The following is a 21,316-nucleotide window of genomic DNA, read 5'->3' on the forward strand; positions in this document are numbered from 1 at the left end:
CGAAAGAATAATCCGCGCAGGTCAGAGGCCATAGTGACGCCATCACCGCAGGTCAGTGCTGCCCGTTAGACAACTTCATGACGTACGTCCCGAGATCGTCGGCCTCGACGAGTCCCGGCAGCGAGCCGCCCTCACGCAGGGGCGTGATGTAGCGGGTCGCGATGACTTCCTTGAGCATCGCCCCAGGCTACTGGGGCGACCACGGCCGACGGACGCTGCCCGTGGCCGCCCCCCGCGCCCGGATCCGGCGGGGGGCGAACGTGCTGTCGACCTGCTGTCGATTTGGCCAAGAAGTCTCCAACCCCCTGAACAGGGTGCACGGGCAGGCCGTACTCCTTTACGGATCAGCCTCACGTTCGTTGAAGGGAAAGTCAGCATGACCAGCGAATCGCTTCAGCCCGTCTCGGCTCCGGCCCGCCGCACCGTTGTGGCGGCCGTCGGCGCGGCGGGGCTCGCCGTCGCGCTGACCGCGTGCGGGTCGGACGACAAGAAGTCGTCCGGTTCCACCGAGGTGAGCGGGGGCGGCTCCGGAGGCGGTGACAACGCCGCGGCCGGGAACGCCGGAGCCAATGTCCTCGCCAAGACCACCGACATCCCCGAGGGCGGCGGCAAGGTCTTCGCCGACCAGGGTGTGGTGGTCACCCAACCGACCGCGGGGACGTTCAAGGCCTTCTCCTCCAAGTGCACCCACCAGGGCTGTGCGGTGAAGGACATCTCGAACGGCGTCATCAACTGCCCCTGCCACGGCAGCCAGTTCTCCGCCACCGACGGCAGCGTGAAGAAGGGGCCCGCGACGAGCGCGCTGGCCGCCGCCAAGATCACCGTCGACGGCGACTCGATCACGTTGGCGTGATCGCTGGGGACATCAGCGGTCGGGCTCGCGCGGCCCCTGGGGACTTCAGCAGTCGAGCTCGCGCTGCTTCCGGAGACTTCAGCGGTCAAGTTCGCGTGGCCCCTGGGGACTTCAGCGGCGTGGTCGCTTGAAGCAGGTCAGCACGTCGTCGGTCGCGGTGATGGTGGCGACCAGGGCGAGCGTGTTGCGGATCATCGCGGGGGTGTAGTCGGAGGGCACCCCCGCGATGGCGTCCGCGGGCACGACGGCGGTGTAGCCACGGTTCACGGCGTCGAACACGGTATTGGGGATGGCCACGTTGGCCGAGACACCGGTCACCACGAGGGTGCGGCAGCCCAGGTTGCGCAGCAGCGGATCGACGTCGGTGCCCGCGATCGGCGAGAGGCCGTGCAGCCGGCGTACGACGAAGTCCTCCTCGGCGACCTCGATGGGCGGCACGATCCGCACGGCCGTGGTCCCCGTCAGCTGCTGCACGGGCAGCCGCTCGGCCGCGCGGAACAGCCGGGCGTTGCGGTTGGCGCCCCGGCCGTCCGGGCGCCGCTCGGCGATCGCGTGGACGACCTGCACCCCGCTCTCGTGCGCGGCGGCCACCAGCCGGGCGACGTTGGCGAGCACCCCCGACGACCGTGCCTCCTTGGCGAGTTCGGGCAGCGCGCTGTCCTGGCCCACGACACCCTGCTGGCACTCCACGGTGAGCAGCACCGTGGTGGCGGGGTCGAGGAGTTGACTGAGCTGTTCGTACGACGGCATGGCTCCCCTTGTCGTCGGAGGTCGGAGCGGGCGAGCGTAACGACCATTGCGTGGGGACGGAAGACGGCCCATGCTTTTCTGACGTGATGTCAGAGGATCTCTGTCGGCTCGGACGAGGGCCGACGCGGAAGAAGAGGGGACCGCATGGCTGTCACTCAGCGCAGGGGCCGGAAGATCATGATGACTCCCGGCGAACTCGACGAGTTCCTCACCACCCAGCGCACCTGCCGCGTCGCGACCGTGTCGAAGGACGGTGCACCGCACGTGAGCGCCCTCTGGTTCGCCTGGGACGGGACCTCGTTGTGGCTGTACTCCGTGGTGCGCAGCAAGCGCTGGGCGGAGCTGCGCCGCGACCCGCGCGTCGCCGTGGTGATCGACTCGGGCGAGGAGTACGGGGAACTGCGCGGCGTCGAGCTGTCCGGCACCGTGGAGTTCGTGGGGGAGGTCCCGCGCATCGGGGAGCTGTGCGCCGAACTCGACGTCCCGGAGACCCTGTTCGCGCGCAAGAACTTCGGTCTGGAGGAGATGCCGCACGACGGCCGCCATGCCTGGGCGCGGCTGACTCCGGAGGCGATCGCTTCGTGGGACTTCCGGAAACTGCCTCCTCTGTAGAGCATTTGGCCCCGCGAGTCGGAAGAACCGTCAACTCAGCTGACGCTGTAGTTCACTTGACGCCTTCCCCGGCCCTACGCAGAGCATCCACCGCCGCCCTGATCGAGGGCCGACGGTCGGCGTCGGCCCGCCACACGACATAGACATGGCGCCGCACGCGCTGCCGCACCGGCACCGTGACGACACCCTCGGGCATCGGATGGCGCCCGAGCAGCGGAGCCACGCACACCCCGAGCCCCGCGGCGACCAGGCCGAGTTGGGTGTGCGTCTCCGCCGCGCGGTGCCCGATGCGCGGTTCGACGCCCTTGGAGCGCAGCGTGAACATCAGCCACTCATGGCAGAACTCGCCCTCCCCCCAGGTGATCCACTCGTCGTCGGCGAAATCACCGAGGTCCACCTCGTCACGGTCCGCGAGCCGGTGCCCGACGGGCATCGCCACATCGGCCGGGTCGTCGAGGATCGACACCTTCACCAGGCCGTCGGGCAGCGGCATCGGCTTGTTGTACCAGTCGAGCACGACCGCCAGGTCGAGGTCGCCACGTACCACCCCGGCTACGCCGGCTTCCGGCTCCAGCTCGCAGGAGCGCACCCGCAGCCCGGGGTGATCGACGCACAGAGCGGCGAGCGCGGCGGGAAAGAGCCCGCGCGCGGCGGTCGGGAACGCCGAGAGCCGCAACTCACCCACCACCTGACCGCGCTGCGCCTCCAGGTCGGACTGCGCGAGCTCGACCTGGGACAGGATCCGCGCGGCATGGTCGGCGAGCAGCCGTCCGGCGTCGGTGAGGCGCACACCCCTGCCGTTCTTGGCGAGCAGCTGCTGCCCGACCTCGCGCTCCAGCTTGGACATCTGCTGGGAGACGGCCGACGTCGTCACGTGCAAGCCCTCGGCCGCGCCGCTCACCGAACCGTGCCGGGCCAGGGCGTCGAGGGTACGTAGGCGCTCCAGATTCAACATATAAGCAATGCTACGAGATATCGCTCGAGAAATCTCGCTTGTGCTACGAGATCCTGGGCTTCATCGTTACGTCCATGAGCACCGTCACGAGCCGCCGCGCCCCCGCGGCCACCACCCCGACTCCGCACCGCCGCACCGCCCTCGACTGGCGGATCCGCTTCGGCGCCCTCTCCCTGATCTGGGGCTTCAGCTTTCTGCTCATCAAGGTCGGCACGGAGGGCTACGCACCGTTCCAAGTGACGTTCGGGCGGCTGCTGTTCGGGACCGCGGTGCTCGCTGCGGCGATGGTGGTGAAGCGGGAGCGGCTGCCGCGCGGGGCGCGCACCTGGGGGCATCTCGCGGTCGCGGCCTTCCTGCTGAACGCACTGCCGTTCTCGCTCTTCGCCTACTCCGAGCTGACCATCCCGTCGACGCTCGCGGGCATCTGCAACGCGACCTCGCCGCTGTGGGGCATGGCCCTGTCCCTGGTCGCTCTCTCCGAGGACCGGCCGACCCGCCTCAGGGTCGCCGGCCTCGGCATCGGCTTCCTGGGCGTGCTCACGGTCCTCGGCGTCTGGCAGGGCTTCCACGGCCTGGACGCCACGGGCACGGCAATGGCCCTGCTGGCCTCGCTGAGCTACCCGATCGGCTGGATCTACGTCCGTCGCACCCTGGCCGGCACCGGCCACTCGCACCTGTCGATGACCGGCGCTCAGCTGCTGCTGGCCACCGCACAACTGGCGTTCGTGACCCCGCTGTTCACCACGCTGCCGGGCCGCTTCCCGGTCGTGCCGCTGCTCGCGATCGCCGCCCTGGGGGCCCTCGGCACGGGCCTGGCCATGCTCGTCCAGTACGGCATCGTCGCCGAGGTCGGCCCGACGACGGCCCAGATGGTCACGTACTTCATCCCGGTGATAGCCACCGCCGCGGGCGTCGCGATCCTCGGCGAGTCGCTCACCTGGTCGACTCCGGTCGGCGCGGTGATCGTCCTCGCGGGCGCGGCGCTCACCCAGGCGAAGACGCGCCGCTGACTCACATGTAACGACGTGCGGGCGCCGGGCCGACGGCGGAGGCGACGGCGTCCGCCAGCGGCCCGATGTCGTGCGGGGTGAGGGTCGAGACCGTGATCCGGACGGCCGGCGGCGCACTCATCCGGAAGCGCGCTCCGGGCGCGACCGCCCAGCCGGAGTGCAGCAGCCGTGCGACCGCCCCCGTCTCGTCCGGGACGGGGATCCACACGTTCATCCCGCTGCGCCCGTACGCCTCGATGCCACGCTCCTTCAGTGCGTCGATCAGCGCCTCGCGGCGCCGCCCGTACGCAGCCGCCACCGCTTCGGCGTCCACGGCACCCGACGTCCACAGGTGGACGACGGCCCGCTGGAGCAGACGGCTCACCCAGCCGGGCCCCAGCCGCTGCCGGCCGTGCACATGGTCCACCGTGACGGGGTCCCCAGTGAGGACGGCGAGGCGCAGGTCGGGGCCGTACGCCTTGGCGACGGAGCGCACGAGGGCCCAGCTGTGCGTGACCCCGGCCAGAGGATGCAGTGGCAGGTCGACGATCCGATGCCCGTGGTCGTCCTCGATGAGCAGGGTCTCCGGGTACGCCGCGAGCACGGACCGCAGGGCACGCGCGCGCGTGGCGCTCACCGCGGCGCCGGTCGGGTTCTGCGCCCGGTCGGTGACGACCAGGGCCCGCGCCCCGGCCTCCAGCGCACGGCGTACGTCGTCGGGGAGCGGGCCCTCGTCGTCGACGCCGACGCCCACCGTGCGCAGCCCGAGCGCCGGGGCGAGGTCGAGCAGGCTGCCCCAGCCGGGGTCCTCGACGGCCACGGCATCCCCGGGTTTGAGATGGACCGCGAGGACGCGCTCAATGGCGTCGAGCGATCCCGAGGTGACGACGACGGGTCCGTCGGGTACCCCGTCCGCATCGAGGTCGGCGCGCGCGAGCCGTTCCAACTCCGGTTCGACGGCTGCCTCCCCGTACATGACGGGCTCGCCGTCCGACCACGCTGCCGCCCCCGCGAATGCCTCGGCGAGACCGGGCAGCAGCGCGCGATCGGGGTTGCCGTCGGCCACGTCCCGCGCCCCCTCCGGCACCTCGACCCGGATGTACTCGCGCCCCGTGGTGGCGGGCTTGGAGCGCACCCGACTGCCCCGTCGGCCGGCGGTCTCGATCACCCCGCGCTCACGCAGCGTGCGATAGGCGGCGGCGACCGTATTCGGATTCACGCCGAGCCGCTCGGCCAACTCCCGCATCGGCGGCAGCAGTTGACCCGGCTCCAGGCCTCCCGACCCCACCGCGCGCTCGACGCTCGCGGCAATCTCGACTGCGCGACGCCCTTCGATCCGATATTCTCCTAGCACAAAGCAGATTATGCACTAGTGCAATGGAGAAAGCAATGTCGGAGACGAGCACCCAGCCTGGGACGACGCAGCCCGCTGCCTACGCCCCGACCGACCGCACCGTCCCCACCCGCTCCAAGGACCGTGCCGCGTACGACCACGAGATGGTGCACGCGATACTCGACGAGGGATATGTCTGCCACCTCGGCTTCGTCCGCGACGGCGCGCCGGTCGTGCTGCCCACGCTGTACGGACGCGTCGGCGAGCGCCTCTACGTGCACGGCTCGACGGGCTCGCGCCCGCTGCGGATGACCGGCCAGGCCGACCCCGGGCTGCCGGTCTGCCTGACCGTGACCCACGTCGACGGCCTGGTCCTGGCCCGCTCGGCCTTCCACCACTCGATCAACTACCGCTCTGTGGTGGTGCACGGCGTCGCCCACCAGGTGACGGACCCGGACGAGAAGCGCGAGGCCCTGGACGCGCTGGTCGACCATGTCGTCCCCGGCCGCGCGCACGACTCGCGCCCCGCCAATGCCAAGGAACTCGCCGCCACCGCCGTGATCCGCCTCGACCTGAACGAGGTCTCCGCGAAGCTGCGCACCGGCGGCCCGAACGACGAGCCCGAAGACCTCTCGCTCCCCCACTGGACGGGAGTGCTCCCGCTGGCCAAGGGGTATGGCGCCCCGATCCCGTCGGACGACCTGGCCCCCGGCGTCGGGCTTCCCGACTATCTGGCGATTCTGTGATGCCGGTATCCGGTGCCCCTCTCACGCCGGACGGGCTGATGCCATTCAGCCCGTCCGGCGTTCGAGGGCGAGCGCGTCAGCGCGATTCAGGGAGCGAAAACCACCTGCCTGAGTGAGCCCAGGGGCGCAGGCCTGAGCGAACCCGCGCCCCGCGTGTCACACGAGCGCCGCTTCCTTCTCGGGTGCCGTATGCCCGTCGGCCCCCGCGCCCCGTGCCTCCGCCAATGCGAGCCCCGTGACCGAGCCCAGCATCAGCAAGGTGCCCGCGAACGTGGCCGCGGTCAGGCGTTCACCGAGCAGACCGACGGCCAGCACGGCCGCGCTCACCGGCTCCAGGAGCATGATCACGGAGACGGTCGCGGAACGGACGGCGGCCGCGCCCGCGAAGAACAGGGCGTAGGCCAGAGCCGTGGGGATGGCGGCGATGTACACCAACAGGGCCAGGACGTGCACCGGTTGGGCGGCGTGCGGTACCAGTCCCTCGGCCAGGCCGAAGGGAAGCAGGCACCCGGTGGTGACGGCGAACGCCCACACCGTCGTGCCGGACCCGTCGGCTCGGCCGTCGCGCCCCCACCACCGGGTGAGCAGCGTCATCGTGCAGTACCCGGCCGCGGACACGACGGCGAGCAGGACGCCCCAGGGGCGCACGGTCGCACCCCCGCTGCCCAGCACCAGTACTCCGAGCCCGGCGAGCGCCCCGGCCACGGCAGCACCCCCGCCGCGCCCCAGCCGCTCCCCCATCGTCAGCCGCGCACCGAGCGCGATGAGCACGGGCCCGGCGCCCAGGGTGACGACGGTCGCCACCGCGAGACCGGTCGCCCCGACGGCCGCGAAGTAGGCGGTCTGGAAGACGGCGAGCCCCAAACCCGTGCCGCCGATCCGCAGGGCCTTGCGACCGAGCGGCTCACGGACGGTGGGCGTGACCTGTCCTCGGCGCCGCAGCCGCATGGCGAGGAGCAGCGCGAGTCCGCCCGCGCAGCGCCAGAAGGAGAGGGCGATGGGCCCCATGTCGCTGGCCCGGTAGACCAGTGACGCGGCGGCGCCCGCGGTACCCCATGCGGCACCGGCGACGATCAGAAAAAGGAGGCCTCGCCCAATGGGCAGGCCGGATGCAGTGTTCGACACGTGTTCTCTCCGCAGATACGCAGAAGTTCAGGAAGGGACCACGTCGCAGCCCATGCCGAAGGGCAGGGGCGTACGGAAAGGTCCTAGGACTTCTTCTGCGGGCAGCACCGTTCCGCCCGGCTCATGGCCGGGCGGGGATTCCGGACGGCCCGCCTCAGGCGGCCGGAGGCGGAAGAACGAGCGTGGAAGGCATGATCTGCACCCTACGGTGCGGTTCCGTGAGCCGACAACTCCCGTTCGAGCTCACTCCCGCCGCGCGCGACGGGACCGTCCGACGGCTTCGCAGGCGCCGACGACTGCGCGATGAACGCGCCGAGCAGCACCACCGATCCGCCGACGATCTGCGGTGTCGAGAGATGCTCGCCGAGCAGCACCCAGGCGAGAACGGTCGCGATCACCGCTTCGAGGCAGGCCACGACACCCGCGACCTGTGGAGAGAGCCTGCGCACGGAGAGCACTCCGGTGCCGTACGCGACGACGGTGGCGATCAGCACGATCCAGCCGAGGAGCAGCGCGGCTAGGACGGACGTCCCGTTCATGTCCGCGCTGCCCCCGAGCACGGACCAATCCATCGTCCAGGGCCGGGCGACGACCGTCAGCACGAGCGCGCCGACGAGCAGCCCGTACGCGATCACGCCGAGCGGGTCCGGCGCCGCCTCGCCCGCCTCGCTGCCCTGGTCGGACAGGACGAAGTAGCCGACCTGACAGCAGGCGGCACCCAGCGCGAGGACCAGGCCGACGGCGTCGAAGCTCAGCCCCGACCACACCTCGACCACACAGGCGAGCCCACCGACCGCAAGGACGACCCCGAGGGCGGCGGCGCGCGTCACGGGCCGGCGCTGCACGAAGCGCACCCAGCCGAGCACGAGGGCGGGCGCGAGGTACTCGACGAGCAGTGCGACGCCGACGGGGATACGGGAGATCGCGGCGAAGTAGCAGGCCTGGACGCCGGCCACACCGAGCAGTCCGAACCCGGCGAGCAGCGCGGGACGCTGCCGCACCAGCGCCCGGTGGCGTACGGCCAGCGGCAGCATCACCAGCGCGGCACCCGCGACGCGCAACCACACCACGTGGAGCGGGTCGAGACCCGCCTCGATCAGCGGCTTGGCCGCGACACCCGATCCGCCGAACGCGACCGCCGACGCGAGCGCGAGGCCCAGGCCGACGCCCCTTCCGCGGTTGTCCTGACTGCCCTGAGACGTATGCACCGGCACATGATGACAGGCGATGACATGAGCGTCACCCACAATGACACCTGTCTCAACGACTGGACGTGGACGCGACGACTCGACGTGAAGGTCTGCCGCCTTCATCCGGGCTCAGCGGGTGGCTCTCACCGGGATCAGCGGGCAACTCTCCCGGACTCAGCGAGCAGCTCTCCCGGACTCAGCGAGCAGCTCTCCACCGGGCCCAGCCCCTGGCGCTCCCCCGAACTCAGCCCCGCCCGCTGCCCGCCCTGGATTCAGCAGCCGCCGTCGCCCCGCGCGGCGTACTCCTCGAACCCGGCCTCCATACGCCCCAACAGCGCGCGGGCGTCGACTCCCGCGCGTCCGAGGACCTCGACCGCCCGCGACTGGGGATCGGCGACGACTGCCGCGAGCAGATCGAGACCGCGGGCCCGCTCGTCGCCCCGCAGTACCGCGCGCTCGTACGCGCCCTCCATGGCACCGGCCGCCACCGGGGACCAGCCCGCCTCGGCGACCACCGGCAGGGCACCGGAGTCCTCGACCGTGCTCTGCCAGCGCAGCCCGTAGCCGATGCTGCGCTGCACGAGGTAGCCGAGCAGCCGGGCGACCTGCGACCCGCCGTCGAAGACGGCACGCACCTCGGGGTCGGACTCCAGCAGTGAGTGCAACAGATGAGCCGTGTCGATCTGCCGGTCCCCGTCCCGCAGCGCCCTCCTGCGCGCACCGGAGACCACCGCGGCCAGCTCGGCACTGAGCCCGGCTATGACTTCCGTACGGTTCGGGCCGCTCTCGGCGGCCGGCTGCTGGGGAATACGGGATGGCACAACCCCTACCCCATCAGTCTCTGCTAGCCGGGTCATCCCCGGCTGGCAGCATTTTGACGTCCCACACAGGGTGGGCATCCATGGGCGACTTCTCCTCCTTACGGATGACTTCGCGCTGATTTCCCCCTGGGGCGCGCGCCCTCTTGCTCTGCGCCCCGCAAGCAACCGCGCCGCTCCGGCGTTCGTCCCTCGGGGCATGGAGAGCAGGTGCTGGCCGGTGGCCCTGCCGGCGGTCGCACGGCAGGCAGTACGTGTATCGGGTGTACGCCCCCGAGAACGCGCTGCTCGCCGACTTGTTCGGGGAGGCGTGGCACTGCCACGAGGAGGGGCCCAGCCACGGACGTGGGACCTGTGCGACGCGGCGGTGATAGGACGAGGGGCCGACCCCCCGTTGACACGACCTCCCGCCGCCCCCTCCCACCGTCACCTCGCCCGGCACCGCCTCCCCGCACCGCCCCCTCCCACCGTCACCTGCACAATTTCTGACAGTTCATCAGTATTGAATGTTCCGGGCCCTGGGGCTACGTTCCGCGACACCGTAGCCCGACACGAAGAGGTGGTCGCATGGCCGAAGTCAGCGCGGAAGCTCGCATAGAGGCGCCTGCCGAGAAGGTCTGGGCGCAACTCACGGACTTCTCCTCGTACGGCGAGTGGAACTCGACCCACACCAGCTTCCCGAAGGGCGGCCCCGCGTCACTGGAGGTCGGCGGCACCTTCGAGGAGAACATGAAGCTGATGGGCTTCCCGGCCGAGGTCAACTGGACCATCGAGGAGCTGGAGACCGCCCGCACCCTGGCCATCCGGGGCAAGGGCCCGATGGCGGTGAACGTCGCCACGCGATACACCCTGACCCCCGACGGCGACGCCACGTCCGTCCGGATCGACGGGGAGTTCACCGGCGCCGCCGTCTCGCTGATGGCGGGCAAGCTCAAGGACTCGGCGACGGCCGCCCTCAACGAGTCGCTGCGCAAGCTGGCCGGACTGGTCACCTGAGCCTCGCGCGCCGCCGCCCGACCCGGAACGGCACCCCGCGGTCCCGTACGCGGAAAGGCGCCCCACGGAAACGCTTCCGCGGGGCGCCGTCAGGTACCACAGCACGCCGTCAGTCCTCGTCGGCGAGGATCAGGTACAGCTTCTTGCGGGCTTCGTTGATGACCGCCACCGCCTTGTCGCGCTGGTCCTTGCTGCCGGTCTTCCAGACCTGACCGAAGGCCTCCATGAGGCCGAAGCCGGCCTGCCGGATCTCGTGCAGCGTCTCCCAGTCGACCCCGCGTCCGGCCTCTTCCCAAGGCGCCTCGGGGCCCTCGTCGGCCGCGCTGCGGCCCGACTCGGTGAGCGAGAACAGCTTCTTGCCGCCCTCGGCCTCGCTGGTGATCATGCCCTCGTCCTCCAGCAGCTGGAGGGTCGGGTAGACCGAACCCGGGCTGGGCTTCCACGCCCCGCCGCTGCGCTCGGCGATCTCCTGGATCATCTCGTAACCATGCATGGGCCGGTCCTTGAGCAGGGCCAGGATCGATGCGCGCACGTCGCCGCGCCGCGCCCTCCCCCGGGGCCCGCCACGGCCGCCGCGCCCACCCCAGGGGCCCGGGCCGAAGCCAGGGCCACCGCCGAAGCCGGGACCGCCCGGCCCGAAAGGCCCGAAAGCCCCACGCCGCCCCTCGAAACCGCCCCGACCTCGATGGCCGGGTCCGCCGTGGTGTCCATGTCCGTGTTCGTATCCGAAGTCTTCTCCACGGGAACGCATCGCAATCACTCCATTCCATCGTTGATCAGTCGCGATGCGTCAACGATATATCGGAAGCATTCGCGTGACAACCCCCGAGGGCTGGGCAGCGCCGAGACTCCGGATCCGACTCGGCGGGCCGAGCGGGCCGACAACAGGGCCAGCCACCCCGAATTGGCCTTGGCCAGCGGCTTTGCGCCGCGGCTAGCGTCGCGCCATGCGGATTCGAATCGTCGACGCCTTCACCGACCGCCCCTTCTCCGGCAACCCTGCCGGTGTCGTCCTCCTCGACTCGTTCCCGGAGGAGGCCTGGCTCCAGAACGTGGCCCTAGAGGTCAACCACGCCGAAACGGCGTTCGCCCACCGCCTTCCCCAGGGCGGCGATGCCGACTGGGCGCTGCGCTGGTTCACGCCTGCCACCGAGGTCGCGATGTGCGGGCACGCGACGCTGGCCACCGCGCACGTGCTGCACGCCACGGGCGCCCACGAGGGACCCGTACGGTTCGCCACACTCAGCGGCGTCCTCATCGCCACGCCCCACGAGGACGGTTCCCTCACGCTGGACTTCCCGACCGCGCCGCTCACCCCGGTCGAGGTCCCGGACGGGGTCGCCGAGGCGCTGGGCGCCGCACCGCTCAGCGCCTTCGACACCGGCCCGAACATCGGGGACCTGCTGATCGAAGTCGCCGACGAGAAGACGGTCCTGGGCCTCACCCCGGACCACAAGGCGCTCGCGCGTTACTCCGAGCGCGGCATCATCGCTACCGCCCGCGCCGAAGACCCCTCCCGGGGCTACGACTTCGTCTCCCGCTGTTTCTTCCCGAACGTCGGCATCGACGAGGACCCCGTCACCGGCAGCGCCCACACGGCCCTCGCCCCCTACTGGTCCGAGCGCCTCGGCCGTCCCGATCTCACCGGCCTGCAGGCCTCCCCGCGCTCCGGCCTCGTCCGCACGCAACAGCGCGGCGACCGCACCCTGCTCACCGGCCGCGCGGTCACGGTCATCGAGGGAGAGCTGCTCGCATAGCGTCCGCCGCGCCGCCCGCGACGAGCGGCGCGGCACACAGCAGGGGGCGTACGAGAGTGTCGTACGCCCCCTGAGGCCTGCTCACGCAGCTCACACCGCTCACGCCGTCGGCAGCCACCCCACCTTCCCGGCCAACAGCGCGTAGCCCACGAACGCCCCGATGTCGAGCAGCGAGTGCGCGACCACGAGCGGTCCCACCCGCCCCCAACGCCGGTACAGGAAGACGAAGACCACACCCATCGCCATGTTGCCGACGAAGCCGCCGATGCCTTGGTAGAGGTGGTACGAGCCGCGCAGCACCGAGCTCGCCACCAGGGCGGTGCCCGGCGTCCAGCCCAACTGCCCGAGCCGGCGCAGCAGATAGCCGACGACGATGACCTCCTCCAGCACGGCGTTCTGCACGGCCGACAGGATCAGCACCGGGTACTTCCACCACACGTCGGGCAGCGCCTCCGGCACCACGGTGAGGTTGAAGCCGAGGCCCCGGGCAGCCAGATAGAAGGCGATGCCGGTGCTGCCGATGACCGCCGCGATCACCGCCCCGCGCCCGAGGTCCGGCCACGGCCGCGTGCGGTCGAAACCGATCACGCGTAGTCCCTGCCCCTCCCGCAGCAGGAAGTGCGCGACCAGTGCGACCGGCACCAGAGCCGACGCGATTCCGAACAACTGCCAGGCCAGATCAAGCCAAGGTCGACCCGGCGCGGCCGAGGCGTTCAGGGTGGCCGCCTGGTCCTTCAGACCCCCCGGTTTGGTGACCGATCCGACAAAGCTGATCAGCGCGGACACCCCGCTCGCACCGAGCGAGAGACCGAGGACGAGCAGCGTCTCGTCCCGGAAAATCCGTCGTGTCAGCCGCTCCTTCGGAAATGAATCGGCCACCGACCCCGCCTCCACCTGCACTCCCGCCTCCAGTTGAGTAATCCCGCCTCATCCCCATCTTCGCCCCGCTAGGGTCTCGAAAGAAGTTACGAAGATCGTGCGCGACAGGCCGTTGGGGGGACGGGCGCCGTACGGGGCGTACCTCCCCTTTGTCTGCCTTACGGCTGTCTTACGGCTCAAGGCTCAACAGGGAGGGGCACTACCGTCATGGGACGTCACAGCTTGCCCGACGAGTACCGGGCGGGCGTAGTCGACCCCCGACCTCGGGTGCGCCGCCGCAACGTGGCCATCGCGACGGTGCTCGTGCTCACGGTCGCGGCGGGCACGGCGGCCGCCGTCCGCGGTGGCCTGCTCTCCTTCGGCGGCTCCTGCCAGGACGACGCCGTGCACCTCGAGGTCGCCGCGTCGCCGGACGTGGCGCCCGCCCTCAGGACCACCGCCGATCACGCCCGCAAGAACAACATCACCTCCGACGGCCGTTGCCTCGACGTCAGCGTGACCGCGCGCGAGTCGTACAAGTTCACCGACGCGCTGCGGTCGGGCAAGTCGTCGGACGTTCAGGTGTGGGTGCCGGACTCCGACCTGTGGGTGCAGCGCGTGAGCGCGGACAGCACGGCGATCGAGGTGACCAACGCGGGCAACGTCGCGTACTCACCGGTCGGCGTCGCCATGGTCCCGTCGGCCGCGAAGTCCCTGGGGTGGCCCGAGAAGACTTACACCTGGACCGAGTTGGCCGGCGCGACGATGACGAGCGATCGGCTGAAGCTCGGGGCGGCCGATCCGACGCGCAGCGCGACCGGCCTGCTCGCGCTGACGCAGCTCAGCAGTGCGGCGGCGCGGACCAAGGGCGGTGACACCCAGGCGGCCGCCATGGCGAAGACCCTCTCGCAGCGCACCTCCGACAGCGACAGCCAGGTCCTGGACACACTCCCCCGCGACTCCTCCGGCCCCGAGCAGGGCAACCCGAAGCGCAACCAGGCGCTGATCCTCTCCGAGCAGGCGGCGTTCACACACAATGCCTCGGCCGACGGCGGCGACGGGCTCGACCTCTTCTACCCCAAGGACGGATCGCCCCAGCTCGACTACCCGTTCACGCTGGTCGACGAGCCACGGCTGAGTACCGACCAGAGTCGCGCCGCCCTGCGCTTCATGACGCTGCTGGGCGAGTCGGAGCCGCAGAAGATCCTGCGGAAGCACGGCTTCCGCACGGACGCCGCGACCGCCTCGGACGCGCTGGTCACGGAGGCAGGCGGTCGCTCCCCGCAGCCGTACGCCCAGGGCTCGGCCGAACCCGCTTCGGCGAAGGCTCTCCAGGAGGCCCTCGGCATGTGGACGATCACGGTGCAGAGCGCCCGGATCACCACGGTCGTCGACGCCTCCGCGTCCATGTCCGAGCCGGTACCGGGAACCGACCAGTCCCGTATGGACGTCACCAAGGCATCCCTGCTCCAGGCCCTGGCCACCTTCACGCCCGAGGACGAGATAGGGCTGTGGAAGTTCTCCACGAAGCTCGACGGCGACAAGGACTACCGCGTGCTCGTGCCGACGGAACGCCTCGGCGACCGCAAGGGCACCGGCACCCAGAAGGACAAACTGTCGGCGGCCTTCAGCTCCTTGGAGCCCGTCCCGAGAGGGGCGACGGGCCTGTACGACACCACGCTGGCCGCGTACCAGGCGGCCATCTCCTCCTTTGTGAAGGGGAAGTTCAACGCGCTGGTCGTCCTCACCGACGGTGTCAACCAGGACCCGGGCAGCATCTCGCGCTCCAGCCTCGTCTCCCAGCTGCAGAAACTCACCGACCCGCAGCGCCCGGTGCCGCTGATCGCGATCGCGGTGGGCCCGGACGCCGACAAGGAGGAGGTGGACCAGATCGCCAAGGCCACCGGCGGCTCGGGCCACCAGGTCAACGACCCGTCACAGATCCACTCGGTGATCCTCAAGGCAATCGTGGAGGCGGGCAGTCAGAGCTGACGCCGCGGGGAGGCGGACCGGGGCCGACGCCCGTGCGGACGCCCTCACCCGAGCGGAACCGGCTCCGGCAGCCCCACCGGCCAGGTGTGCACGGGCTCCCCGAGGTGCATCAACTCGCCGTACCGCCGGGTCGTCGCGGCCAGCGCGGCATCCCGCCCGAGCCCCTTCTCCAAGGCTCGGTGGAAGGTGGCCGCCTGCCAGCTCGCGCCATTCACACGCAATCGGCACCGGTCCTCGATGACGCCCAGGTAGAAGTCCCGGTCGGCGGCCTCGACACCCCACGCGTCCAGGCCGGCGGCGGCGAGCGGCAGCAGCTCGTCGCGCACCAGGTTCACGGCGTCCACCCGCCCGGTCCCGCCGTACCGGCCGCGCCGCGGCCACTCCAGCCGCGCCTCGATGCCATGGCGGCAGGCGGCGTCGAAGTTGGCGGCGGCGGACTCGAACGACAGCCGCGTCCACACGGGCCGTGCCTCCTCGGCCAGCGCGCGGACGAGCCCGTAGTAGAAGGCCGCGTTCGCGATGACGTCAGTGACGGTGGGGCCCGCGGGCAGCACCCGGTTCTCGACGCGCAGATGCGGGACGCCGTCGGCGATGCCATACACCGGCCGGTTCCACCGGTACACCGTGCCGTTGTGCAGCACGAGTTCGGCGAGCTTGGGGATGTCTCCCGCGTCAAGGACGGCGAGTGGGTCCTCGTCGTCGCAGATGGGCAGCAAGGGAGGGAAGAAGCGCAGGTTCTCCGCGAAGAGGTCGTACGCCGACGAGATCCACCGCTCGCCGAACCAGGTGCGCGGCCTGACCCCCTGCGCCTGCAGCTCTGGCGGCCGGGTGTCGGTGGACTGCTGGAACAAGGGGGGCCGCGATTCGCGCCACAGCTCACGACCGAACAGGAACGGCGAGTTGGCGCCCACCGCGATCTGAGCGGCGGCCACCGCCTGCGCCGCGTTCCACACGTCCGCGAAACGGCCCGGGGTGACCTGGAGGTGCAACTGCACGGAGGTACAGGCTGCTTCGGGCGCGATGGACCTCGACGTACAGACGAGGCGCTCCACACCGTCGATGTCGAGGGCGAAATCCTCGCCTCGGGCGGCCACGATCTGGTCGTTGAGCAGGGTGTAACGGTCCACGTCCGACAGGTTCGAGGAGACCAGGTCGTTCTGACCGAGGGTCGGCAGGATGCCGATCATCACGATTCCGGCGTCGACCTCGCTCGCTTTCCGATGGGCATACCCGAGCGAGGTGCGCAGTTCCTCGGCGAGCCGGTCGAATACCCGCCCACCCAATCGATGGGGGGCTATGTTGACTTCCAGGTTGAACATGGCGAGTTCTGTTTGGAAATCGCGGCTCGCAATCCTTTCGAGCACTTGCGCATTCATCATTCTCGGCATGCCGTCGGGTCCCGCGAGATTCAGCTCGATCTCCAGGCCCATGAGATTCTGTGGACGATCGAACCTCTTCTCCTCCAGCAGCCGCTCCAGCCCCGTCAGACACTGCCGGAGCTTGCCGCGGTAGCGCTGCCGATCGGACAGGTCGAACGGCCCTGCCACGACCTTCTCCCCCATCGAAGTGTCCCTCCTCGGATGGGCAGGCCGATGCTCCGGCCCTCTGGCGTCCCGGGTCACGGGGGATGATGCCCAGGCAACGCGATCGATAACGCCCTGGACCCACCCTCCGCCCGCTACCCTGTACCCGGGTAACCCGCGGCACATTCACCGGGCATGATGCAATGTGCATGTTTCAGCCCGACATGATCTCGTGAAAAACGCCGACGAGAATCGGCCGACCGCTTCGGCGAAGCATTCCGAGGTCATCGCGGCACGCCTCCACAGAATCGGGATCAACTTCGCGTTTCGCCGACTGAATAGTGCCTTGCTCTTCATATTCGGGACGGCTAGACGAAACACCGTCTGAACACGTGTCGTATAAACTCCGCAAACGAGGCAGAGAGTTGGCGCTCGCGGTCCTAGGTCCCGTCGTCAAGGTGGCGTACGGCAGGCGACACCCTGTTGGCAGATCCAGACCTGCCCGCCCTTCTGACCCCGAGAGCTGACAGCGCCGTCCGCCCCCGCCCTCGCGCCACTGTGCCTGTCGAATGAGAGGCGACCCACCATGCCGCTGCACGTACCCCCGGCTCCCGCGCCCGCCCTGCGCACCGTCCTCACGGCACTCGGTTCCCCCACCGCTGTCCGCGAGGCGCGCACTCCGTCCCTGCGCCTGGCCCAGGGACCCGTCACGCCCGAACTCCCGCTGCCGGTGCACGTCCTGGACCGGATCACTCCCGCGGGCGCCTCCGCCACCCGGCTCGCGGGGTGGCGTTTCCTGATCCGCAGCGGGGACCGCTCGGTGGCCGCTGCCGACACCATGCTGACCCCCGACGGCTGGGCCTTCTCGCGCTTTTTCGAGGGCCCGTACATCACCGCCACCGAACGTGCCCTTCGCCAGGCCGAGTCCATGCAGCAGCCATACCAGGCGCGCCTGTTGTCGGTGCCCGAGCTCTACATGCTCACGCTCTGGCTGCACGGCGACTGCGCCGCGGACGGCGCCACCGGCCATCCGGCCGCCACCGACCTCCTGGTACCGCTGGCACCCGCCCCGCCCGGCATCGCCGCGCACCGCCCGCACCGCGTCGCCGAACTGCTGCCGGTCCTCACCCTCCGGGTCACGCGCGCCCCGCTGCTGGGCCCCCCCGCGGAGGTCCCCGCATAAGTCCCCGCACCAGCGAAACATCCGTGCCCCGCCGCCGTTCTATTCGGCCGCGGGGCACGTTGCTCGTTAGCGCTGCACCCCGCTCGTACGAGGGAAAACGCCCGCTCACCCCGACCGGACTAGCCCCATTCGGCCACCTCGAACCACCCGAAGGGACAGTGCAGTTGGAATGAACCGACCGCACGGGTGATGCGTCATCAACCTGTGAGAAGCGGTGCCGCGAAATCCCTGCGGATTGACGCCCGTAGGGCAACACTGGGTCCCAGACCACACACCAACGGGGGGCGGCCATGAACACATCAAGCCGCGGGACAGACACCACAGCCATCACTCACATCTCAACCCAGCGAAAGATCCCATCCATGTGCCAGCACCAGCCACCGTGTCCGTCAGCCGAATCAGCCGACCGGGAGTCCGCCCGTCTCGTGGCGCACCACCCGGAGCAGGGATGGAGCCTGCTGTGCAACGGCGTTCTGCTCTTCGAGGACACCGGTGAGCTCCTGCCGGACGGCCAGATCATCGCCCCGCACCGCCCCATGGGCAGCGAACACGTGATGACGGCCGCCTGAGCCGCACAACCGGGTGGCCTCACCAGCAAGCCACCCAGACATAAGAGGGGCCGGCCCGGAGACGTAATTCTCCGAACCGGCCCCGACGCATGTCCGAGGGTGATTACTCCCCGTAGGCGTCCAAGTTCCGAGCGCTGATCAGTCCTCGTAGGCGTCCAGCGGCGGGCAGGAGCAGACAAGGTTCCGGTCGCCGTATGCCTGGTCGATGCGGCGCACCGGCGGCCAGTACTTGTCCGCGGCCGAGACGCCGGCCGGGAAGACGGCCTCCTCACGCGTGTAAGCGTGCTCCCAGTCCCCGCCGAGCGCGGCGGCCGTGTGCGGCGCACCCCGCAGCGGGTTGTCCTCCGCCGCCCACTCGCCCGAGCCGACCTTTTCGATCTCCGCGCGGATCGCGATCATCGCGTCGCAGAACCGGTCGAGCTCGCCCAGGTCCTCGGACTCGGTCGGCTCGATCATCAGCGTGCCGGCCACCGGGAACGACATCGTCGGCGCGTGGAACCCGTAGTCGATCAGGCGCTTGGCGATGTCGTCGACAGTGACGCCGGTCGCTTTGGTCAGCGGGCGCAGGTCGATGATGCACTCGTGCGCGACGAGCCCGCCCGGACCGGTGTAGAGCACCGGGTAGTGCGGCTCCAGGCGCTTGGCGATGTAGTTGGCGGACAGCACCGCCACCTGCGTGGCCCGCTTGAGGCCCTCGCCGCCCATGAGCCGGACGTACGCCCACGAGATCGGCAGGATGCCCGCGGAGCCCCAGGGAGCGGCCGAGATCGGGCCGACACCGGTGTCGGGACCCGCCGCGGGCTGCAGCGGGTGGTTCGGCAGATAGGGCGCCAGGTGCGCGCGCACTCCGACCGGGCCGACGCCCGGACCGCCGCCGCCGTGCGGGATGCAGAACGTCTTGTGCAGGTTGAGGTGCGAGACGTCACCGCCGAAGTGGCCCGGCTTGGCGAGGCCCACCAGCGCGTTGAGGTTGGCGCCGTCGACGTAGACCTGACCGCCGGCCTCGTGCACCTGCGCGCAGATGTCGGCGACATGCTCCTCGAACACACCGTGCGTCGAGGGGTAGGTGATCATCAGCACCGCCAGCTCGTCGCGGTACTGCTCGATCTTGGCGCGCAGGTCCTCGACGTCGATCTCGCCGTCGTCCGAGGTCTTGACGACCACGACCTTCATGCCGGCCATCACGGCGCTCGCGGCGTTCGTGCCGTGCGCGGAGGACGGGATGAGACAGACGGTGCGCTGCGCGTCGCCGTTGGCGCGGTGGTAGCCACGCACGGCCAGCAGACCGGCCAGCTCGCCCTGCGAGCCGGCGTTGGGCTGGAGCGAGACCTTGTCGTAGCCCGTGACCTCGGCGAGCCGCTCCTCCAGCTCACGGATGAGCGTGAGGTAGCCCTGCGCCTGCTCGGCGGGCGCGAAGGGGTGCATCTGGCCGAACTCGGGCCAGGTGACCGGCTCCATCTCCGTGGTCGCGTTGAGCTTCATCGTGCAGGAGCCCAGCGGGATCATGCCGCGGTCGAGCGCGTAGTCGCGGTCGGAGAGCTTGCGCAGGTAGCGCAGCATCGCGGTCTCGGAGCGGTGCTGGTGGAAGACCGGGTGGGCGAGGTAGCCGTCGGTGCGCAGCAGCTCGGCCGGCAGCGTGTCCTGCGCCGTCACGTCCAGCGCCTCGATGTCGCCCTCGACGCCGAACGCGGTCCATACGGCGGCCAGTTGCTTGCGCGTGGTGGTCTCGTCGCAGGCGATCGACACGTGGTCGGCGTCCACGAGGTGGAGGTTGACACCGCCCTCGCGCGCGGCGGCGACGGCGTCGGCGGCCTTGCCCGGCACCCGCACGGTCAGCGTGTCGAAGTACGCGCCGTGCACGACCTCGACCCCGCCCGCCGTCAGACCCGCGGCGAGGATCGTGGCGTACCGGTGCGTACGCTTCGCGATGGTCGTCAGGCCCTCAGGACCGTGGTAGACGGCGTACATACCGGCCATCACCGCGAGCAGCACCTGAGCCGTACAGATGTTGCTGGTCGCCTTCTCGCGGCGGATGTGCTGCTCACGCGTCTGCAGGGCCAGGCGGTACGCCTTGTGCCCGTCCGCGTCGACGGACACGCCGACCAGTCGCCCCGGAAGGCTGCGCGCGAAGGTCTCGCGCACCGCCATGTATCCGGCGTGCGGCCCGCCGAAGCCCATCGGCACACCGAAGCGCTGTGTCGTACCGACCGCGATGTCGGCGCCGAACTCGCCGGGCGAGGTGAGCAGGGTCAGGGCGAGCAGGTCGGCGGCGACGGTGACGACCGCGCCCAGCTCGTGCGCCTGCTCGATGATCGGCTTGAGGTCGCGTACGGCACCGGAGGCGCCCGGGTACTGGATCATTACGCCGTTGATCTCGCGCTCGGCGATCTCGGCGGGGATGCCCTCGCTGAGGTCCGCCACGACGACCTCGACGCCGGTCGGCTCGGCGCGGGTCTCGATGACGGCGATGGTCTGCGGCAGGGCGTCCGCGTCGACCAGGAACAGACCCTTCTTGTTCTTGCCCATGCGCCGGGACAGTGCCATCGCCTCGGCGGCGGCGGTGCCCTCGTCGAGCAGCGAGGCGCCGGAGGTCGGCAGCCCGGTCAGCTCGGCGACCACGGTCTGGAAGTTCAGCAGCGCCTCGAGACGGCCCTGCGAGATCTCCGGCTGGTACGGCGTGTACGCGGTGTACCAGGCCGGGTTCTCCATGACGTTGCGCAGGATCACCGGCGGCGTGAACGTGCCGTAGTAGCCGAGGCCGACCATCGAGTCGAGCACCTGGTTGCGGTCCGCGAGGGAGCGCAGCTCGGCCAGCACCTCGGCCTCGGTGCGCGCGCCCGGCAGGTCGAGGGCGTCGGCGTTCTTGATGACGTCCGGGACCGCGGCGGCCGTCAGCTCGTCGAGCGAGCCGTACCCGACGTGCGCGAGCATCTTGGCCCGTGCCTCGGAGTCGGGCCCGATGTGGCGCTGCTCGAAGGGGATTCCCTGTTCGAGCTCGGAGAGCGGGATGCGATGGGCGGTCATTGCGGAGGCCTCCTGGTCTGACGCGACCTTCGAGGGGCACCCC

The 21,316-nt window shown here is 70.4% G+C and carries 20 protein-coding genes and 1 pseudogene; 10 read left to right on the forward strand and 11 right to left on the reverse strand.

Features of this window, described 5'->3' with window-relative positions; genetic code table 11:
• Positions 1-52: 52 nt before the first annotated feature.
• Positions 53-178: a hypothetical protein gene (locus ACIBK0_RS17200; protein ID WP_399080449.1), complete on the reverse strand. Its 126-nt coding sequence runs from the start codon at positions 176-178 to the stop codon at positions 53-55.
• Between the two features lie 198 nt (positions 179-376).
• Here ACIBK0_RS17200 and ACIBK0_RS17205 point away from each other — a divergent pair, with 198 nt between their 5' ends.
• Positions 377-853, forward strand: coding sequence for a Rieske (2Fe-2S) protein (locus tag ACIBK0_RS17205; RefSeq protein ID WP_399080362.1), 477 nt, complete (start codon positions 377-379; stop codon positions 851-853).
• Positions 854-964: 111 nt separating this feature from the next.
• On the opposite strand, the gene ACIBK0_RS17210 is transcribed toward ACIBK0_RS17205, so the two are convergent.
• On the reverse strand, positions 965-1,603 hold the full coding sequence (locus tag ACIBK0_RS17210) for a cysteine hydrolase (RefSeq protein ID WP_399080365.1): 639 nt from the start codon (positions 1,601-1,603) through the stop codon (positions 965-967).
• Between the two features lie 144 nt (positions 1,604-1,747).
• On the opposite strand from ACIBK0_RS17210, the gene ACIBK0_RS17215 reads away from it, so the two are divergent.
• Positions 1,748-2,215, forward strand: coding sequence for a pyridoxamine 5'-phosphate oxidase family protein (locus ACIBK0_RS17215; RefSeq protein WP_399080367.1), 468 nt, complete (start codon positions 1,748-1,750; stop codon positions 2,213-2,215).
• 52 nt (positions 2,216-2,267) lie between these two features.
• Here the strand turns inward: ACIBK0_RS17215 and ACIBK0_RS17220 are convergent, their stop codons facing one another.
• On the reverse strand, positions 2,268-3,170 hold the full coding sequence (locus tag ACIBK0_RS17220; protein WP_399080369.1) for a LysR family transcriptional regulator: 903 nt from the start codon (positions 3,168-3,170) through the stop codon (positions 2,268-2,270).
• Positions 3,171-3,244: 74 nt separating this feature from the next.
• Here ACIBK0_RS17220 and ACIBK0_RS17225 point away from each other — a divergent pair, with 74 nt between their 5' ends.
• Complete coding sequence (locus ACIBK0_RS17225; RefSeq protein WP_399080371.1) at positions 3,245-4,180, forward strand: DMT family transporter; 936 nt, start codon at positions 3,245-3,247, stop codon at positions 4,178-4,180.
• Position 4,181: 1 nt separating this feature from the next.
• Here ACIBK0_RS17225 and ACIBK0_RS17230 read toward each other — a convergent pair whose 3' ends face one another.
• Positions 4,182-5,513 (reverse strand): aminotransferase class I/II-fold pyridoxal phosphate-dependent enzyme, encoded by a 1,332-nt coding sequence (locus ACIBK0_RS17230; protein WP_399080373.1) that lies wholly within the window; start codon positions 5,511-5,513, stop codon positions 4,182-4,184.
• A gap of 35 nt (positions 5,514-5,548) precedes the next feature.
• On the opposite strand from ACIBK0_RS17230, the gene ACIBK0_RS17235 reads away from it, so the two are divergent.
• Positions 5,549-6,238, forward strand: a complete 690-nt coding sequence (locus ACIBK0_RS17235; protein ID WP_399080375.1) for a pyridoxamine 5'-phosphate oxidase family protein — start codon at positions 5,549-5,551, stop codon at positions 6,236-6,238.
• A 156-nt stretch (positions 6,239-6,394) separates the two neighbouring features.
• Here ACIBK0_RS17235 and ACIBK0_RS17240 read toward each other — a convergent pair whose 3' ends face one another.
• The 3 genes from ACIBK0_RS17240 to ACIBK0_RS17250 all read right to left on the reverse strand — a co-directional run bounded on the left by ACIBK0_RS17240 (position 6,395) and on the right by ACIBK0_RS17250 (position 9,410).
• Positions 6,395-7,363 (reverse strand): DMT family transporter, encoded by a 969-nt coding sequence (locus ACIBK0_RS17240; protein ID WP_399080377.1) that lies wholly within the window; start codon positions 7,361-7,363, stop codon positions 6,395-6,397.
• 203 nt (positions 7,364-7,566) lie between these two features.
• Positions 7,567-8,577: an EamA family transporter gene (locus tag ACIBK0_RS17245; protein ID WP_399080444.1), complete on the reverse strand. Its 1,011-nt coding sequence runs from the start codon at positions 8,575-8,577 to the stop codon at positions 7,567-7,569.
• A 248-nt stretch (positions 8,578-8,825) separates the two neighbouring features.
• Positions 8,826-9,410 (reverse strand): Clp protease N-terminal domain-containing protein, encoded by a 585-nt coding sequence (locus tag ACIBK0_RS17250; protein WP_399080379.1) that lies wholly within the window; start codon positions 9,408-9,410, stop codon positions 8,826-8,828.
• 160 nt (positions 9,411-9,570) lie between these two features.
• On the opposite strand from ACIBK0_RS17250, the pseudogene ACIBK0_RS17255 reads away from it, so the two are divergent.
• Positions 9,571-9,750, forward strand: a pseudogene (locus tag ACIBK0_RS17255) (hypothetical protein); the annotation flags it as partial.
• Between the two features lie 188 nt (positions 9,751-9,938).
• A complete protein-coding gene (locus ACIBK0_RS17260) occupies positions 9,939-10,367 on the forward strand; it encodes an SRPBCC family protein (protein WP_399080381.1) in 429 nt (142 codons plus the stop codon).
• A gap of 109 nt (positions 10,368-10,476) precedes the next feature.
• On the opposite strand, the gene ACIBK0_RS17265 is transcribed toward ACIBK0_RS17260, so the two are convergent.
• Positions 10,477-11,118, reverse strand: a complete 642-nt coding sequence (locus ACIBK0_RS17265) for a PadR family transcriptional regulator (protein ID WP_399080383.1) — start codon at positions 11,116-11,118, stop codon at positions 10,477-10,479.
• Between the two features lie 196 nt (positions 11,119-11,314).
• On the opposite strand from ACIBK0_RS17265, the gene ACIBK0_RS17270 reads away from it, so the two are divergent.
• Positions 11,315-12,124: a PhzF family phenazine biosynthesis protein gene (locus ACIBK0_RS17270; protein WP_399080385.1), complete on the forward strand. Its 810-nt coding sequence runs from the start codon at positions 11,315-11,317 to the stop codon at positions 12,122-12,124.
• 99 nt (positions 12,125-12,223) lie between these two features.
• Here ACIBK0_RS17270 and ACIBK0_RS17275 read toward each other — a convergent pair whose 3' ends face one another.
• Entirely contained in the window at positions 12,224-13,024 is an 801-nt protein-coding gene (locus ACIBK0_RS17275; RefSeq protein ID WP_189184553.1) for a CPBP family intramembrane glutamic endopeptidase, read from the reverse strand.
• A 186-nt stretch (positions 13,025-13,210) separates the two neighbouring features.
• Between ACIBK0_RS17275 and ACIBK0_RS17280 the strand changes: the two genes are divergently transcribed.
• Entirely contained in the window at positions 13,211-14,974 is a 1,764-nt protein-coding gene (locus ACIBK0_RS17280; RefSeq protein WP_399080387.1) for a substrate-binding and VWA domain-containing protein, read from the forward strand.
• Between the two features lie 44 nt (positions 14,975-15,018).
• On the opposite strand, the gene ACIBK0_RS17285 is transcribed toward ACIBK0_RS17280, so the two are convergent.
• The gene (locus ACIBK0_RS17285) at positions 15,019-16,536 is read right to left on the reverse strand and encodes a glutamate--cysteine ligase (protein WP_399080390.1); all 1,518 of its coding nucleotides are present in this window, start codon (positions 16,534-16,536) and stop codon (positions 15,019-15,021) included.
• A 547-nt stretch (positions 16,537-17,083) separates the two neighbouring features.
• Here ACIBK0_RS17285 and ACIBK0_RS17290 point away from each other — a divergent pair.
• Together ACIBK0_RS17290 and ACIBK0_RS17295 are read left to right on the forward strand one after the other, a co-directional pair.
• The gene (locus ACIBK0_RS17290) at positions 17,084-17,680 is read left to right on the forward strand and encodes a hypothetical protein (RefSeq protein WP_399080392.1); all 597 of its coding nucleotides are present in this window, start codon (positions 17,084-17,086) and stop codon (positions 17,678-17,680) included.
• 362 nt (positions 17,681-18,042) lie between these two features.
• Entirely contained in the window at positions 18,043-18,249 is a 207-nt protein-coding gene (locus tag ACIBK0_RS17295; protein ID WP_189184557.1) for a DUF5999 family protein, read from the forward strand.
• Between the two features lie 138 nt (positions 18,250-18,387).
• Here ACIBK0_RS17295 and gcvP read toward each other — a convergent pair whose 3' ends face one another.
• Positions 18,388-21,273 carry an aminomethyl-transferring glycine dehydrogenase gene (gene gcvP, locus ACIBK0_RS17300; RefSeq protein ID WP_399080395.1) on the reverse strand — a complete coding sequence of 962 codons (2,886 nt, stop codon included), beginning with the start codon at positions 21,271-21,273 and terminating at the stop codon, positions 18,388-18,390.
• Positions 21,274-21,316: the final 43 nt, after the last annotated feature.

It is taken from the genome of Streptomyces sp. NPDC050564, assembly GCF_044457265.1.
In the GTDB taxonomy this organism is placed as follows: domain Bacteria; phylum Actinomycetota; class Actinomycetes; order Streptomycetales; family Streptomycetaceae; genus Streptomyces.